A 15,667-nucleotide genomic window follows, 5' to 3' on the forward strand; every position below is an offset into this window, starting at 1 on the left:
ACCTCGCTCAAGTTGGCAGGTCACGCATCAACAGGCCGTATGCCAACGGCACCTGTTCGGGAACAGGGAGGTAGATGGTGTGGCCATCGCCCGGGGCGACCTGCAGCGGTTGCTGCTGGCCGTTGCTCATGTGCTCGAGATCGAAGTGGTAGTTGCCGCGCGGGGTCATCAGTTCCAGGTGGTCGCCCACGGCGAAGCGGTTCTTCACCTTGACCTCGGCCAGGCCGTCGACGCGCTCCCCGGTCAGCTCGCCAACGAACTGCTGGCGCTCGGACACCGAGTTGCCGCGCTGGTAGTTCTGGTATTCGTCGTGCACGTGGCGGCGCAAAAAACCTTCGGTGTAACCGCGTTGGGCCAGGGATTCGAGGTTGTCCATGAGTGAGCGGTCGAAGGGCCGCCCAGCCACCGCATCGTCGATCGCCTGGCGGTACGACTGCACGGCGCGGGCGCAATAGAAGTGCGACTTGGTGCGGCCTTCGATTTTCAGCGAGTGCACGCCCATGGTGGCCAGGCGCCCGACGTGCTGGATGGCGCGCAGGTCCTTGGCGTTCATGATGTAGGTGCCATGCTCGTCTTCGAACGCTGGCATTTCGCTGCCGGGGCGGTTGCTCTCCTGCAGCAGGAATACCTGCTCGGTCGGCGCACCCAGGCCCAGAGTCGGTTGCACTTCGCGCACGATGTCGCCGGTGGCATTCTCGGTGGCGGGGGTGGCGTCGTACTTCCAGCGGCAGGCGTTGGTGCAGGTACCTTGGTTGGCATCGCGCTTGTTGAGGTAGCCCGACAGCAGGCAACGGCCGGAGTAGGCCATGCACAGGGCGCCGTGGACGAATACCTCCAGCTCCATGTCCGGCACCTGTTGGCGGATTTCCTCGATCTCTTCGAGCGACAGTTCGCGCGACAGGATCACCCGGCTCAGGCCCAGCCGCTGCCAGAACTGCACACTGGCCCAGTTGACCGTGTTGGCCTGCACCGACAGGTGCACCGCCATTTGCGGGAAGTGCTGGCGCACCAGCATGATCAGGCCGGGGTCGGACATGATCAGCGCATCCGGCGCCATCTCGATCACCGGTGCCAGGTCTTTGAGGAAGGTCTTGAGCTTGGCATTGTGCGGGGCAATGTTGACCACCACGTAGAAGCGTTTGCCCAGGGCATGCGCCTCCTGGATACCCAGGGCCAGGTTGGCATGGTCGAACTCGTTGTTGCGCACCCGCAAGCTGTAGCGCGGCTGGCCGGCGTAGACCGCGTCGGCACCATAGGCAAAGGCGTAGCGCATGGTCTTGAGGGTGCCGGCGGGGGCCAGCAGTTCGGGCTTGGCGGTAGGGTTCATGTGCGCACCGGGGCAAAAGGCGAGGATGCTAGGGCTGGCGGACACGGCGCGTATTGATTTGCATCAAGGGAAAAGCGGCACTTTTGCCCAGACGTGGTGCACTAATACCGCATAAGCCATGCGAGGACCCGCGATGAACCAGACCGCCCTGCAGAACAAAGCCCTGGCAGTACTGCTGGCGCTGGTGACCATTGCCTTCGTCTGGATCCTGCTGCCGTATTACGGTGCGATCTTCTGGGCGGTGATACTCGGCATCCTGTTCGCCCCGCTGCAGCGTCACCTGCTGCTGCGTTTCGGCCGCCGGCGCAACCTGGCCGCGGCTACCACCTTGCTGGTATGCCTGCTGGTGGCGATCCTGCCGGTGATCATCACCAGTGCACTGCTGGTGCAGGAGGGCGCCGCCCTGTACCAGCGCATCGAGCACGGGGAGCTGGATATTGCCGGTTATGTCGAGCGCGGCAAGGACATGCTCCCGGCGTTTGCCCAGCAGGGCCTGGACAGCATGGGCATGGGCAACCTCGACGGGCTGCGCGACAAGATCAGCAAGTGGGCCACCCAGGGTAGCCAGGTGCTGGCCAGCCAGGCGTTCAACTTTGGGCAGGGAACATTCGAGTTCGTGATCAGCTTCGGCATCATGATGTACCTGTTGTTCTTCTTCCTGCGCGAAGGCGCGGAGGTGGCCCGCCAGGTGCGTCTGGCGGTGCCGCTGCCCGAGCAGCAGAAGCGCCGTTTGCAGCTGAAGTTCAACCGTGTGGTACGGGCGACGGTGAAAGGCAACGTGCTGGTGGCCATTACCCAGGGGGCGCTGGGCGGTTTCATCTTCTGGGTGCTGGATATCCCGAGTGCGCTGGTGTGGGCGGTACTGATGGCGTTTCTGTCGCTGTTGCCGGCGGTAGGGGCGGGGATCGTGTGGGCGCCGGTGGCGGCGTATTTCCTGCTGACCGGGGCGATATTGCCGGGGCTGATCCTGACCGCGTTCGGCGTGCTGGTGATCGGTTTGGTGGATAACCTGCTGCGGCCGATCCTGGTGGGTAAGGACACGCGCATGCCGGACTACCTGATCCTGGTGTCGACGCTGGGCGGGCTGGCGGTGTTCGGGCTCAACGGCTTCGTGATCGGGCCGTTGATCGCGGCGCTGTTCGTGTCGAGCTGGGCGATCTTTGCCGCGACCAAGCCGCAGGTGCAGTTGCCACAGTAGGGCTTTACCGGCGGGCCTGTCGGGTTCAGTGTAGGCGCGACACAAGGACGCTCCTATAAAAAGCCGTGCATGGATCAGGTTATGGAAAACAGGCCGAACAGCAACCCCGAATACACCTACCAAGCGGTTTACCGCTACCTGCTCGAGCGGATCGAGGCAGCCCCATGCAACGTGGAACAACGCCTACCGTCGCTGCGCGAGCTGGCTCGGCGCCTTGGCGTTTCGGTATCCAGCACCAAGTACGCCTATGCGCTGCTCGAAGATGAAGGGCGGGTGTATGCACGTCCCAAGCAGGGCTACTTCACCCGCACTCGCCCATCTGCATTGCGCGGGCATTCCCCGGGCCTGCTTGACACGGTATTCGCCAGCGCCCGTCAGCCGGGTATGCTCGCCTTGGGCAGTGATGCGCCAGCCATGCTGCTGTCGCTGGAGCAGCCACTGCTGATGATCGAGCGCGAACTGGCGCGCCAGTACCCACGTGCACAGGCCCCCCTGTACCAACCGTTCGGTGAGCCGGAGCTGCGCAGTGTGCTGGCCGACCGCTACACCCATTCGGCGCAGCACTACTGGCAGGCCAACCAGGTGTTCATCGGTGCAGACCTGCGCAGCGTCCTTGAATTGGCATTGCGCGCCCTCGGCCTCGAGGGCCAGGTGGCGCTGGTGGAGTCGCCTTGCAACTGGGCGGTATTGCGGCAGTTGCAGGCGGCAGGCATGACCATCATTGAAGTGCCATTGGGTGAGGACGGGCGTTTCGACCTGCAGCACTTTCACCAGTTGCTGTGCGATCAACCGGTTCGCCTGGCCGTGCTGTCGTCGGCGGCCAACGTGCCACAAGGTGGGCTGATGCCGGCAGCAGACAAGCAGCAGATCTGCCAATGGCTGGCCGAGTGCAATGTGTGGCTTTTCGAAAACGATGCTTACGGCGAGTTGTGTTTCCATCCGGCAGCGCCACGCTACCGCGACTTCGCCGACCCCGACCGGCTGCTGGTGTTCTCTACCTTCGACAAGCTGATTGGTGCGGAGGCGCCCTTTGGCTATCTGCTATGCCGGCATCATGTCGATCGCTTGCAGCAGCTCTTTCTTGAGCGCGCCTTCCGCCTTTCACCCATTCGTCAGCGAGCGATCGCCAGGCTGTTCACCTCGCGCCGGCTTGAGCAGCATCTACAGCGGTTGCGGCCCCTGCTGCAGGAACGCCTGCAACAGATGGCGGCGCTATTGCAGACGCACGGCCAGGGGCGCCTGCATATCGTCGAGCCGCAGGGCGGGGCCAGCCTGTGGTTGCAGGCGACCCGCCCGGTGGACATGCGCCGGGTCTTCGCCCGGTTGCTGACGCAGCGCATCGTCATTGCCCCAGGGGAAATCTTCAGCCAGTGCGGCCTTTGGCGCAGCCACCTGCGGCTGTGTTGCAGCGTGGACTGGAGCAAGGATATTGCCTTGGCCTTGCAATGCCTGGTCAAGGCCATCGAGGATGAAGCTCAAACGCCGTAGCAGTGTTGCCGGGTTGGAAACATGCCGTTGCGTACTTCTTGCGCATAGCTGTTACAGGCCTCGCGGATTACCTGGCCGACGTCGGCATACTGCTTGACGAAGCGCGGTACATGAGCGCTGCCCAGACCTAGCAGGTCTTCGGTCACCAGCACCTGGCCATCGCAGGCGGGTGAGGCGCCAATACCAATGGTCGGTTTGGCGCTGGCTTCGGTGATGGCGCGGGCCACTGGCTCGGCCACGCCTTCGAGCAACAGGCTGAAAGCGCCGGCGCGCAGGTTGGCCTGCGCGTCGGCCCGTAGCGTTGCAGCACTGTCCTCGCTCAGCCCCTGGGCCTTGTAACCCCCCATGGCATTGACGAACTGGGGCATCAGGCCGATGTGCGTCATTACCGGTATGCCACGTGCGACAAGGAACTCGACGGTGCTCGCCAACGCCTGGTTGGCCTCCAGCTTGACGGCATCGCAGCCGCTGCTGGCCAGTACCTTGGCGCAGTTGCGAAACGCCTGTTCATGGGACTCCTGGTAGCTGCCGAACGGCATGTCGGCGATCACGCAGGCCAGGCGGGTGCTGTCGACCACGGCGCGGGTATGGGCAATGGTCTCGTCCAGGCGCATGCCGAGGGTGGAGGGTCGACCGTAGCCGACCATGGCCGTGGAGTCGCCGACCAGGATGAAGTCGACCAGCGGGTCGATCACTTGAGCGATGGTGCTGGAGTAGGCGGTCAGCGAGACGATCTTCTGCTGACCTTTCATGGCCACCAGTTGCGGGATTGTCAGGCGCCGGGTGCGGGTGTGTGTGCTCATTGGGGCTGGGCATCTCAGGACAGGGAGGGCCCATGTTTTGGCAATTTCAGTGGCAACTCAATGTACAGATTCGGGCCAGATCGCAACCCAGAACAAGGGGCCGCAAAGCGGCCCCAATGCCGGCTCAGGAGGTTTGCGGCATCTCGCCCTTGGCCAGGCGGCGGTTGATGTCGGCGATCACTTCGGGCAGTTCGTTGATGGTGTCGATCAGGTAGTGCGGACGGCTGCCGGCGAACAGTGCGTGGATGCGCTGGCGCTCGCTTTCCAGCTTCTCGGCGCTTAGCGCGCGGTAGCCTTCCCAGGTCAGCCCCAGGGCATTGCCCGAGCACACCAGGGCCACGGTCCACATGCCGGCGCGGCGGCCTTCGAGAATGCCCGGCACGGTGTCGTCGACCTTCACGCACGCCGCCACATCGTCGATACCCAGCGCGATCACGTTGGCCAGGGCCTGGGCCGGCCATGGGCGGCCGTTCGGGGTTTCGTCGGTGGCCACCACATGGTCGGCCACGTAGCCGTTCTGCGCGGCCAATTCCACCACCTTGTCCATCACCACCTTCGGGTAGCCCGAGCACGAGCCGATCTTCAGGCCGTCCTGGCGCAGCCCGGTGAGGGTTTCCAGGGCCCCGGGGATCAGCGCCGAGTGCACGGCGATCTTCTCGATCTGCAGTGGCATGAAGCGGTTGTAGATGGCGGTGACATCATCGTCGGTCGGGGTGCGGCCGAATACCTTGCGGTAGCGCTCGGCAATTTCCGGCACATCGCACAGGGTGCGGATGTGGTCCCACTTGCCCATGCCCATCGGGCCACGGGCTTCTTCGATGGACACCTGCACATCGAATTCGGCAAAGGCTTCGACAAAGATCTGGGTCGGGGCAAAGGAGCCGAAGTCGACCACGGTGCCGGCCCAGTCGAGGATGGCGGCTTGCAGCTGGGTGGGGTTGCTGTAGTTCATGTGCGCTTGTTCCTGAGATCGGGTGGGCAAAGGGTCAGATGTCCAGCACTTCCATTTCCCGCAGCACCTCGGCCACGGCATTCACGGCGGCCTGCATGCCATCCGCTCCGACCACGCCGATGCAGCCGACGCGGAAGGTTTCCACCTGGGTCAGCTTGCCCGGGTAGAGGATGAAACCCTTGGCCTTGACTCGCTCGTAGAAGTCCTTGAACTGGTAGCGGGCATCCTTCGGTGCGTGGAAGGTGACGATGATCGGCGCCTGGATCTCGGCGGGCAGGAAGCTGCGCAGGCCGATGGCAGCCATGCCGTCGAGCAGGGTCTTGCAGTTGTCGGCGTAGCGCTGGTGGCGCGCCGGCAGGCCACCTTCCTCGTTGTACTGCTGCAGCGCTTCGTGCAGGGCGGCGACCACATGGGTCGGCGGGGTGAAGCGCCACTGGCCGGTCCTGGCCATGTAGGTGTGCTGGTCGTGCAGGTCCATGGCCAGCGAATGGGCATTGCCTTCGGCGGCAGCCAGGGCGGTTTTTTCGGCGAATACGAAGCCCATGCCGGGTACGCCTTCCAGGCACTTGCCGGAAGCGGCGATCAGCGCTTCGAAGGGGATTTTGCGGGCGTCGATCGGCAACGCACCGAACGAGCTCATGGCGTCGATGATCAGGCGCTTGCCGTGGCCTTTGACCACCTGGGCGATCTCGGGCAGCGGGTTGAGGATGCCGGTGCTCGTTTCGCAGTGGATCAGCGCGACATGGGTAATGCCCGGGTCGGTGGCCAGCAGGCGGTCGACGTCGGCGGCAGTGGTCGGCTGGTCCTCGGCGGTTTCGAAGGTGCTGTAGGCGCGGCCCAGTACCTTGCAGATCTTTGCCAGGCGCTGGCCATAAGCGCCGTTGATCAGCACCAGCACCTTGCCGTCCTGCGGCACCAAGGTACCGATAGCCGCTTCCACGGCGAAGGTGCCGCTGCCTTGCAGGGGCACGCAGTGGTGGCTGGCGCTGCCGTCGATGATCGCCAGCAATTGCTCGCAGACACTGGCAGTCAGTTGGTTGAAGTCGCGGTCCCAGGAGCCCCAGTCCACCAGCATGGCTTGGCGGGTGCGGATTGATGTGGTCAGGGGACCGGGGGTAAGCAGAATCGGGGCGTTGCTCATTCCGTTATTCCTCACAAGCGGTGGGCTGAAACTACGGGGCCTAGGTTGCAATTCCCGCTTGTATCAATCAAATTGTTTGTTGTTATCCGAGCTATAAGTCAGGCCGATAGAAATGAACCTGTTCCAGCTGCGTGCCTTCGACGCCGTTGCCCGTGAAGGCAGCTTCACCCGCGCTGCGGCGCGGCTGTTCATCAGCCAGCCGGCAGTGACTGGCCACGTCAAGGCGCTGGAGGAGCATTACCAGATCACCTTGCTGCGCCGCACTGCCCGGCGGGTGGAACTGACCGAAGAGGGCACCCGCCTGGCGGCGATAACCCGCGCCATGTTCGGCCTTGCCGAAGAGGCGCAGGCCATGCTCGAGGCCAACCGCCAGTTGCTGACCGGGCGTCTTGAGGTGGCTGCCGATGGCCCGCACCGGGTCATGCCGATGCTCGCGGTACTGCGTGAGCGTTACCCGGGCATCACGGTGAACCTGCGCCTGGGCAATGCCCAGGAAACCTTGGCCGCACTGCTCGGCGAGCATGCCGATGTGGCGGTGCTGACCGAGATCGAACCGCGCAAGGGCCTGCATCTGCAGCCGCTCTGCGAGTCGCGCCTGTGCGCCTTGCTGCCGGCGGGGCACGCCTGGGCCAGCGCCGAAGGCGACTTGCCACTGACCGAGCTGCACCAGCAGATCATGGTGCTGCGCGAGCCGAGCTCGACCACCCGGCGTACTTTCGACAAGGCCTGTATCAGCGCGGCAGTGCAGCCCAAGGTGTTGCTCGAACTGGATAGCCGTGAGGCGGTTACCGAGGCGGTGGCATCGGAGCTGGGCATTGGTGTGGTGTCATCCACCGAGGTGGCCAATGACCCGAGGGTTGTGGCACGCCCGCTGGCCGGTGCAGGGCTGGTCAATCAGCACATGCTCGGCTGCCTGGAGCGCCGTCGTGAATTGCGCCTGATTCAGGCCTTCCTGGGTTTGGCTGCCGGCCTGTAGGTCAGGGCTGGTGTTTTTTGCGGGCAGGCCTAAGATGGCCGGCATAGAGCAGACTGGATGGCCGATGAGCGAAAAAGACACCATCTCCATGCAACTGGTGCGCGAAGCGCTGTTGCAGACCTGCCCGGCCGGGCAACCCGATGCTGGTTTGCTGGCCCGTGCCGGTATCGACATCCGGCAACTTGAATTGCCCGAGGCCCGGGTCAGTGCCGAATCCTACGCAAACCTCTGGCGGCTGTTGGCCCGTCGCTGCAACGACGAATTTTTCGCCATGGACCCGCGTGGGCTGCGCACTGGCAGCCTGGCGTTCATGTGCCGGGCGAGCATGGCCCAACCCACCCTGGCCGAAGGGTTGGAAACGTTGTTGGCCTTTCTGTCCCTGATGCTCGAAGACTTGCAGCCGGGCCTGGTACGCCAGCAGAGCCTGGCCGAGATCGTCATCAACGAGCCGCGGGACCAACCTCGGCGTGCCTTCACCTATTTCACCTTCTGGATGATCGTGCACGGCGTGGCCTGCTGGCTGGCGGGGCGGCGAATTCCGATCCTGGCCGTGGACCTGCGTTGCGCCGAACCGCCGTTCTGCGATGACTACCGGGTGATGTTCTCGGAAAACCTGCAATTCGGCCGCCCACGCACGCGCATGATCATCGCCGCCGACTGCCTTGACCTGCCGCTGCGGCGCTCGGCAGATGACCTGCAGCGCTTTCTGGCCGAGGCGCCTGGCAACATTCTTGTCAAATATCGTGACCCGGCCAGCCTGGGGCGGCGTATCCGTACCAACCTGTTGCACCTGGACCCTGGCGCATGGCCCGATGCCGATGCCGTGGCCCGCCAATTGAGTCTGTCAGCCTCGACATTGCGCCGACGCCTGGGGGAGGAGGGGCAGACTTACCAAGGGTTGAAGGACAGTGTGCGGCGCGAACTGGCCATCGCCTGGCTCAGCCAGGGTGAACGGCCCATGGCCGAGATCGCCGAGCATCTGGGCTTTGCCGACAGCAGCTCGTTCTACAAGGCATTTCGCAAATGGTTCGGCTGCAACCCAGGGCACTACCGTGCCGTGATCCAGGCGCGAGATGGGCTGCGCTGAGGAGCCAGCCCTTCCCGCTACGCTTGCCTTACGGCTCATCCAGGATGAAGTGAACGTGCCGGCAGAGTTTATAGAAAACACATAAATCACTGATTAGCACGGCCCCAGTGGGAGCGGCTTTAGCCGCGAACACCGGCGAAGCCGGTGCCATGCACCGCGTTGGATTCTTCGCGGCTAAAGCCGCTCCCACAGGGTACGCGGACCGCTTGAGAACTCGGTTCCCTACGCTACAGCTCAGCCCAAAGGGCTGGGCAACCTCCCATGCGTCCAGGCTCGATCTTGCCTAGCCGAATTTCCTCCTGCACGAAGCGCTCGTGCCGGAGGAGGGTGATCGCCTTCCCTGTCACCTGGAGATCGCCATGCCTGAACTGCACGAACATGCCAAGCTTGCCTACCCGGTAAACGACTTCATTGTCGAGATACTGCCTGAATGGCTGAAGAAGGCCAGGAAGGAATCGATCAATGCACTGCGTGCAGCGTCGACTGCCCACCTGGCGAGCCGCAAGCAGCTGGCACCGTTATTGGGCCGCTTGCTGCCGCTCGATCAATTCGCCAAGGCGCGCCTCGGTCCCGCCATCGAAGCGAAACTCGAGGTGCAACTCGACCTGGACAAGGTGGTGTGGCGTGAAGAGCGCCTTCGCGCCATCGCTCGGCCGTTCGACCCCTTACCGGGACTGTTGCCCCCGGACCTGCAGCAGGTGCTGGTCTACGAGCCGTTGTTGCAGAAATTGTTGCAGAACTTCACGGATGGCGAGTCGTTCTTCGAACAGACGGCGGTCATCAGGCAGCAACCGGCCGATGGCTCATCGGCACAGGTACTGACCTGGCAGATCGATGACCTGGTCGCCTTGTGTCGGGACACCGATGTCGGCGGTGCTTACCAGCGCCATCTTGACCAGGTGCTGACACCGGAACTGACCACGGCCCTGGGCAATGATCAACGCACTGGTCTGGCGTTGGTCATTGAAATCGCCGCGCTGCGGGCACAGCTCAAAAACAGTGATCTGGACATGCTTCGTCTGCTTGTCCAGGGCAAGGCGGCTCGCCATGCCCAGGGCTGGAATGGCATTGCCAGAGCCGTGCAGGTTCTCGACTGCCGAGTGGAAGGTGCCATGGCCTTCGAACTGGTCGAACCGCCGCGTCGGCAGAGTGATTTCCCGGCTGGCCCGCCAGACAGTCTCAAGGGCGTGATCCTGTACTTGCCGGACGACCATGAGCAGCCCTTGCGGCGTTTTGCTGACTGGGATGCGGTGAATGATGCGCTGGTCCGGCACATGCGGGACGAGCCATTCAGAAGCGCGTTCGTCCAGCGCATCGCATTAAGCCAGCGGGCTCAATTCCTGACGTTACTGGATAAGCGCTTGAGTGACGATCAACCGGACCTGCAGCCATCCCGGCTAGCGCTAAAGGATGATCCCTTCCTCGATGCGGCCAGGCGACATGCCTCGCGCATCAGGGAAGACGCCCGCTTCCTGGCGGTGCCAACGGCTGAGGTGGACCGGCGCGCCAGCACTGAGCGGCTGGCAGCGCTCCAGGAGGCGGGGCTGGCGCTGGTTGGCCTGGCAGGGCTGTTCGTGCCAGCCATCAATGCCGTGCTGCTGGGCGACTTCGCCAGGCAGTTGCTGACCCAGGTTTATGAAGGCGCCAGCCACTGGGCGCAGGGGCATCGGCATGAGGCGCTGGAGCATCTGGTGGACCTGGTCGCATCGGTAGCTGTGCTGGGAACGGCCGCAGCGGGAATCCATACCATCCGCTGCGCCTTTGCCGACACCCTCGAGCCCGTTACCACCGAATCGGGCTCGCAGCGGCTCTGGCAGAATACCCTGAGCCCTTATCGTACGGCAGGCTCCGACATTTCGCTGACCGAGCGGCACGATGGCTTGTTTTCTGGGGACGACCAGCTCTGGTGGCATGACCAGGGCACCTTCTACGCTGTGCGCCAGGACCGCGAAGGGAGCTGGCGGTTGCTGCATCAGGATGGCACCGAACGGTTCGGCCCGGCTTTGCGAGGCAATGGCGAGCGTGGCTGGTGGCTGCGGATTGACCGTCCCCTGGAGTGGCAGGGCAATGCCAGGCTGTTGACCGCCCTGTGGCCAGCTGCCAGGGCACTGTCTGACGAGCAGGTCGGGCAAATCCTGACAGTGGCCGGGCTGGATGAAGCGATGCTGCGGCAGTTGCTGGTGGAAAGCCGGCCGCTGCCGGTCGCGCTGCGAGACACGCTGCAGCGGTTTGCGGTGCAGGCTGAGAATGAAGCCTTTTTTGCTCAGACCAGTGAAGGGCCGCAGTACGCCGAGCGCCTGAGTTGGTGCATCGAGGAGTTGTCGCTGCAGGGCCAGGACCCGGCCGAACAGATGGATGCAATCCACGAGGCGGCTCAGCGCTTGCGTCAGCCCATGCTTGATCATTTCGCCGAAGCCAGCCTGCCAGACGACCCGGCGACGGCGGTGATCCGGCGCGACTTCCCCGGCCTGCCCAAGGCTTATGCGCGGGAGCTGCTCAAAGCCGCTTCGCCGTTCATGCGCCAGCGGATGGTCGAGGATTTCCGCTTGCCGTTGGCTTTGGCCCAGCAGGCGCGGCTCCTGCTGCTGGAGGTGCGGCTGGTAAGAATGCGCGAGGCCTTGTACCTGCAGGGCAGCTATTGTGCCGACCTGGTGCGTCTGGTGTTTGCGCTTCTGCGAAGTCAAGGCGTTGCCGCAGAAAAGATGAACCTGGTGTTGCGCGACCGGACTTCCACTGGCGCGGTGCAGGACCGGTTGTTGCCAGCCTTTGGTGATGCAACTCAGACCTTCGACCTGGTATGGAAAGACGGCAGCTTCCAACTGTATGACGAAAGAGGCCTGGCCAGCGAGCTTGAGGTTGCGGAGCCGCAAGGTGTGTTCGAAGTACTGGCGGCAGTACTTTCTGACAGTTTCCTTCAGCGTTCGGGTTGGGTTGGTAAAGACGTGCCTGGCCTCATCCGGGCCAGTATGCAGGTCTGGTTGCCGCGTGATCGCAAGGCCTTGCTTGCATTGCTGGACTGGCGAGAAGCCAGGCCACTGGGCGCAATGATCCAGCGCCTGGGCGATGGCCGTGTGGGTTACCCCCTCGGCCCTGTGCTTTCGTGCATGGAGTCACCGGCGTGTACCCTGCGGCGCCGGGTACGTAGCCTTTACCCCGGTTTCAGCGAAGCACAGGTCGAGCGGTTCATTCACTTCTTGCTTCTACGCAGGGCCTCTCCCTTTACCACCTTGCTGCGGCAGGAAATGGAATATGCAGCGCTGGACCGCAGCTTGAGAGCCTGGGCGCGACAGGGGGATGCCGGGCAGTGGAGGCTGCGCACGTCGGCCGGCGACGAAATTCGCCGTGTCTGGCGCCTGGAGGGGCCGCGGATCGAGGATGACGTGGAGGGCGAAAACGGGGAGGACCCACGCTGGAGCATGCGTTTGTCCCTTTCCAATTGGCCGTTGGGGGATTTGCCCGATATTCCTGCGGGCACTGACTTTTCTCATGTGACGCGTTTGACCCTGGTCAATTTGCGGCTCACGGTGTTGCCCGCGGGCTTCCTTGAGAATTTCCCCTCCCTGCAGAACCTGGACCTGAGTTTCAACGAACTTCACGCGCTGCCACAGGGGCTGGAACGCCTTCACGATCTGCGCGAGCTGACCCTGGCCGGTAACCGTCTGCGTCTGACACAGGCACAGGCCGATGTGCTGGCTGGCCTTACCGCGTTGCGCCACCTCGACCTGAGTGACAACCCGCTCGGCGCCGCTACCTTGCGGGTCGGGCGACTGGCTGACTTGCATGCGCTGGTCATGCGAAGTGCCGGCCTGCGGGCGATGCCCGAAGAGCTCGAACGCTGCGAACGGCTCACGTTCATCGATTTTCGCAATAACCAGATCGAAGCCCTGCCACCCGCACTGCTGCGTTCCCGCGTGATGCGGCGGCAAATGATGGTGCTTACTGGCAACCCGGTTGTTGCGACACTTGACAGCCAATTGCTTCGACATCGCTTGGCGCCTATCGAGAATGTCGAGCCTGCACTGTCCGCCAACAGGTGGCTGTCGACCCTTGATGCAGCTGATTACACGGCCCGTAGTACGCAGTGGGACACGCTACGTGCCATGCCGGGTAGTGACGCGTTCTTCGGTCTGCTCGACGAGTTGGTCGAGAGTGCCGATTTCAGGGCCGCTGCGCAGGCTACTGCCGAGCGGGTCTGGCGCGTTGTCGGAGCGGCCGCCGAGGACCCTCGCATTCGTCAGGACTTGTTCGACATTGCCGCTGATCCGCGTACGTGCGCCGACAGTGTGGCGCATTGTTTCAGCAACCTTGAGGTGCAGATGCACGTGTCGCAGTTCACTCACAACGGCGCGCCCGGTGCCACCAGCGTCGAGCGCATGCAACTTGCCCAGCGGCTGTTCCGCCTGGAGAGGGTCAATGCCCTGGCCCGGGCGTTCATGGATGAACGTTACGGAAGCGGGCAGTGGCAGGTTACGCACGCAGAAGAGGAGGTGGAGGTGAGCCTGGCCTTCCGCACCGGCCTGGCCGAGCGCCTGAACCTGCTGGGGCAGCCGAGAAACATGCTGTTCGGCTCTCTGGCAGGTGTCACCCAAGCGGATCTGGACAACGCTTATCAGCAGGTACTGAGCGCCGAAACGGGCGAGGAGCGGGCTGTCTTCATCAGTCAGCGCGACTTCTGGGTAGCAGCCTTGCGTGAACAGCACGCCGAGGCATTCTCCGCCATCGATGATGCGTTCCAGAAACGATGGCAGGCTGTCGAAACCCAGTGGGAGTCGGCAGCCACCAGTGAAGCAGCATTGGGTCATCAGGAGTACCTGCGTCAGGCCACGAACCTGCGAAGGGAGCGCGAGATGGCGTTAGCCGCACTGGCCTTGAGACTGACCCGCGAAGCATTGGAAACCCCTGTGTAGCAATCCTGTACAAGCGGCCAAACCGATCATCCAGATTGACAGCTTTGGCCATTGTCGCGCCGCCTGCGCGGCGCGAACATCATCGGACCGATGGTTCACTCCAAAAACAAGAAACCAGGAGTCCGACGATGCGCGATTACGCCGAGGCCGCTCGTGCGTTCGACCATGCCCAGGCCGCTGCGGTGGCATTGCATGGCAACCTCGAAGCCCTCAATGCCTGTGTCGAATGCTGTGACCGCCATGCCGGTGAGGGCAAGCTGGCGCTGATCTACGAAGACCGCGATGGCAACAGTGCCCGCTACAGCTTCGATCAGCTCAAAAACCAGGCCGCCCGCTTCGCCAACGTGCTCAAGACGCAGGGCGTAGGCCCCGGTGATCGGGTTGCCGGGCTGATGCCGCGAACCCCCGAGCTGCTTGTTACCATTCTCGCTACCTGGCGCCTCGGCGCGGTGTACCAGCCGCTGTTCACTGCGTTCGGCCCCAAGGCTATCGAGCACCGGCTTGAGCAATCCCATGCCCGGGTGGTCATCACCGACAGCCACAACCGCGCCAAGCTGGACGATGTGCACGCCTGCCCGACCATCATCACTGTCAAGGCCCGCAGCGGCGAGCTGGACTTCCAGCAGTGCCTGGACAGTGCCGCAGACGTATGCGAGCCGGTGATGCGCTCGGGCAACGACCCGTTCCTGCTGATGTTCACCTCCGGCACCACCGGCCCGGCCAAACCGCTGGAAGTGCCGCTGCGCGCCATCGTCGCGTTCCAGGGCTACATGCGCGATGCCATCGATCTGCGCCCCGAGGACAACTTCTGGAACCTGGCCGACCCGGGCTGGGCCTATGGCCTGTATTACGCAGTCACTGGGCCGCTGTCGCTGGGCCATGCCACCACCTTCTACGATGGCCCGTTCAGTGTTGAAAGCTGCGCGCGGGTGATCGACAAGCTGGGCATCACCAACCTGGCCGGCTCGCCCACCGCGTACCGCCTGCTGATTGCTGCCGGGGATGGTTTCGCCGCGCCGATCAAGGGCCGCCTGCGAGTGGTGAGCAGTGCTGGCGAACCGCTCAACCCGGAAGTGATCCGCTGGTTCGCCGACGAACTGGGTGTGACCATCCACGACCACTACGGGCAGACCGAGCTGGGCATGGTGCTGTGCAACCACCATGGCCTGCAGCACCCGGTACATCTCGGCTCGGCAGGCTTCGCCATCCCTGGTCACCGCATCGTGGTGCTGGACGAGCAGGGCCACGAGCTGCCCGCCGGTCAGCCGGGCATCCTCGCGGTCGACCGCGAGCAGTCGCCGCTGTGCTGGTTCGCGGGCTACCACGGCCTGCCGACCAAAGCCTTCGTCGGCAAGTACTACCTCAGCGGCGACACCGTCGAGCTGAACCAGGACGGCAGCATCAGCTTCGTCGGCCGCAGCGACGATGTGATCACCACTTCCGGCTACCGGGTCGGCCCGTTCGACGTGGAGAGCGCCCTGATCGAGCACCCGGCGGTGATCGAAGCGGCGGTGATTGGCAAACCGGACCCCGAGCGTACCGAGTTGATCAAGGCCTTCGTGGTATTGGCCAGCGGTTGCCAGGGCAGCGCCGAGCTTGAAGAGGCTTTGCGCCAGCACGTGCGCCAACGCCTGTACGCCCATGCTTACCCAAGAGAAATCGAATTCGTCAGCGAGCTGCCCAAGACCCCGAGCGGCAAGCTGCAACGCTTCATCCTGCGCAATCAGGAAGTCGCCAAACAACAAGCGCAACAGGCCACCCCTGCCAGCGCCTGAAAGGAAACCGATC

Annotated in this window: 10 protein-coding genes; 6 read left to right on the forward strand and 4 right to left on the reverse strand. The window is 63.7% G+C overall.

Going from position 1 to position 15,667, the window contains the following annotated elements:
- Positions 1 to 7: 7 nt before the first annotated feature.
- Positions 8 to 1,327 (reverse strand): tRNA 5-hydroxyuridine modification protein YegQ, encoded by a 1,320-nt coding sequence (yegQ, locus tag ACIQYU_RS05840; protein ID WP_207831620.1) that lies wholly within the window; start codon positions 1,325 to 1,327, stop codon positions 8 to 10.
- 133 nt (positions 1,328 to 1,460) lie between these two features.
- On the opposite strand from yegQ, the gene ACIQYU_RS05845 reads away from it, so the two are divergent.
- Positions 1,461 to 2,525 carry an AI-2E family transporter gene (locus tag ACIQYU_RS05845; protein ID WP_207831618.1) on the forward strand — a complete coding sequence of 355 codons (1,065 nt, stop codon included), beginning with the start codon at positions 1,461 to 1,463 and terminating at the stop codon, positions 2,523 to 2,525.
- A gap of 81 nt (positions 2,526 to 2,606) precedes the next feature.
- Positions 2,607 to 4,013 carry a PLP-dependent aminotransferase family protein gene (locus ACIQYU_RS05850; RefSeq protein ID WP_233694869.1) on the forward strand — a complete coding sequence of 469 codons (1,407 nt, stop codon included), beginning with the start codon at positions 2,607 to 2,609 and terminating at the stop codon, positions 4,011 to 4,013.
- Here ACIQYU_RS05850 and panB read toward each other — a convergent pair.
- From panB to ACIQYU_RS05865, 3 genes are all read right to left on the reverse strand, one after another.
- Positions 4,001 to 4,816 (reverse strand): 3-methyl-2-oxobutanoate hydroxymethyltransferase, encoded by an 816-nt coding sequence (panB, locus tag ACIQYU_RS05855; RefSeq protein WP_402798504.1) that lies wholly within the window; start codon positions 4,814 to 4,816, stop codon positions 4,001 to 4,003. The two genes, ACIQYU_RS05850 and panB, sit on opposite strands and share 13 nt — an antisense overlap.
- Before the next feature lie 124 nt (positions 4,817 to 4,940).
- Positions 4,941 to 5,768 (reverse strand): phosphonoacetaldehyde hydrolase, encoded by an 828-nt coding sequence (phnX, locus tag ACIQYU_RS05860; protein WP_207831612.1) that lies wholly within the window; start codon positions 5,766 to 5,768, stop codon positions 4,941 to 4,943.
- Between the two features lie 34 nt (positions 5,769 to 5,802).
- On the reverse strand, positions 5,803 to 6,909 hold the full coding sequence (locus ACIQYU_RS05865; protein WP_207831610.1) for a 2-aminoethylphosphonate--pyruvate transaminase: 1,107 nt from the start codon (positions 6,907 to 6,909) through the stop codon (positions 5,803 to 5,805).
- Between the two features lie 112 nt (positions 6,910 to 7,021).
- Between ACIQYU_RS05865 and ACIQYU_RS05870 the strand changes: the two genes are divergently transcribed.
- The 4 genes from ACIQYU_RS05870 (at position 7,022) to ACIQYU_RS05885 (ending at position 15,654) form a co-directional block, all read left to right on the forward strand.
- On the forward strand, positions 7,022 to 7,885 hold the full coding sequence (locus ACIQYU_RS05870; protein WP_233688192.1) for a LysR substrate-binding domain-containing protein: 864 nt from the start codon (positions 7,022 to 7,024) through the stop codon (positions 7,883 to 7,885).
- 64 nt (positions 7,886 to 7,949) lie between these two features.
- A complete protein-coding gene (locus tag ACIQYU_RS05875; protein WP_207831605.1) occupies positions 7,950 to 8,972 on the forward strand; it encodes an AraC family transcriptional regulator in 1,023 nt (340 codons plus the stop codon).
- A 359-nt stretch (positions 8,973 to 9,331) separates the two neighbouring features.
- Positions 9,332 to 13,879, forward strand: a complete 4,548-nt coding sequence (locus ACIQYU_RS05880) for an NEL-type E3 ubiquitin ligase domain-containing protein (protein ID WP_402798505.1) — start codon at positions 9,332 to 9,334, stop codon at positions 13,877 to 13,879.
- Between the two features lie 128 nt (positions 13,880 to 14,007).
- Entirely contained in the window at positions 14,008 to 15,654 is a 1,647-nt protein-coding gene (locus ACIQYU_RS05885; RefSeq protein WP_233688195.1) for an acyl-CoA synthetase, read from the forward strand.
- Positions 15,655 to 15,667 lie beyond the last annotated feature (13 nt).

Source organism: Pseudomonas sp. NPDC096925, assembly GCF_044762545.1.
Taxonomy (GTDB): Bacteria; Pseudomonadota; Gammaproteobacteria; order Pseudomonadales; family Pseudomonadaceae; genus Aquipseudomonas.

Bases quoted from the DNA above. Each gene is read 5' to 3' on its own strand.
- ACIQYU_RS05850 (WP_233694869.1), top strand. From the start codon at position 2,607: ATGGAAAACAGGCCGAACAGCAACCCCGAATACACCTACCAAGCGGTT.
- ACIQYU_RS05885 (WP_233688195.1), top strand. From the start codon at position 14,008: ATGCGCGATTACGCCGAGGCCGCTCGTGCGTTCGACCATGCCCAGGCC.
- ACIQYU_RS05845 (WP_207831618.1), top strand. From the start codon at position 1,461: ATGAACCAGACCGCCCTGCAGAACAAAGCCCTGGCAGTACTGCTGGCG.
- phnX (WP_207831612.1), bottom strand. From the start codon at position 5,768: ATGAACTACAGCAACCCCACCCAGCTGCAAGCCGCCATCCTCGACTGG.
- ACIQYU_RS05875 (WP_207831605.1), top strand. From the start codon at position 7,950: ATGAGCGAAAAAGACACCATCTCCATGCAACTGGTGCGCGAAGCGCTG.
- ACIQYU_RS05880 (WP_402798505.1), top strand. From the start codon at position 9,332: ATGCCTGAACTGCACGAACATGCCAAGCTTGCCTACCCGGTAAACGAC.
- ACIQYU_RS05865 (WP_207831610.1), bottom strand. From the start codon at position 6,909: ATGAGCAACGCCCCGATTCTGCTTACCCCCGGTCCCCTGACCACATCA.
- panB (WP_402798504.1), bottom strand. From the start codon at position 4,816: ATGAGCACACACACCCGCACCCGGCGCCTGACAATCCCGCAACTGGTG.
- yegQ (WP_207831620.1), bottom strand. From the start codon at position 1,327: ATGAACCCTACCGCCAAGCCCGAACTGCTGGCCCCCGCCGGCACCCTC.
- ACIQYU_RS05870 (WP_233688192.1), top strand. From the start codon at position 7,022: ATGAACCTGTTCCAGCTGCGTGCCTTCGACGCCGTTGCCCGTGAAGGC.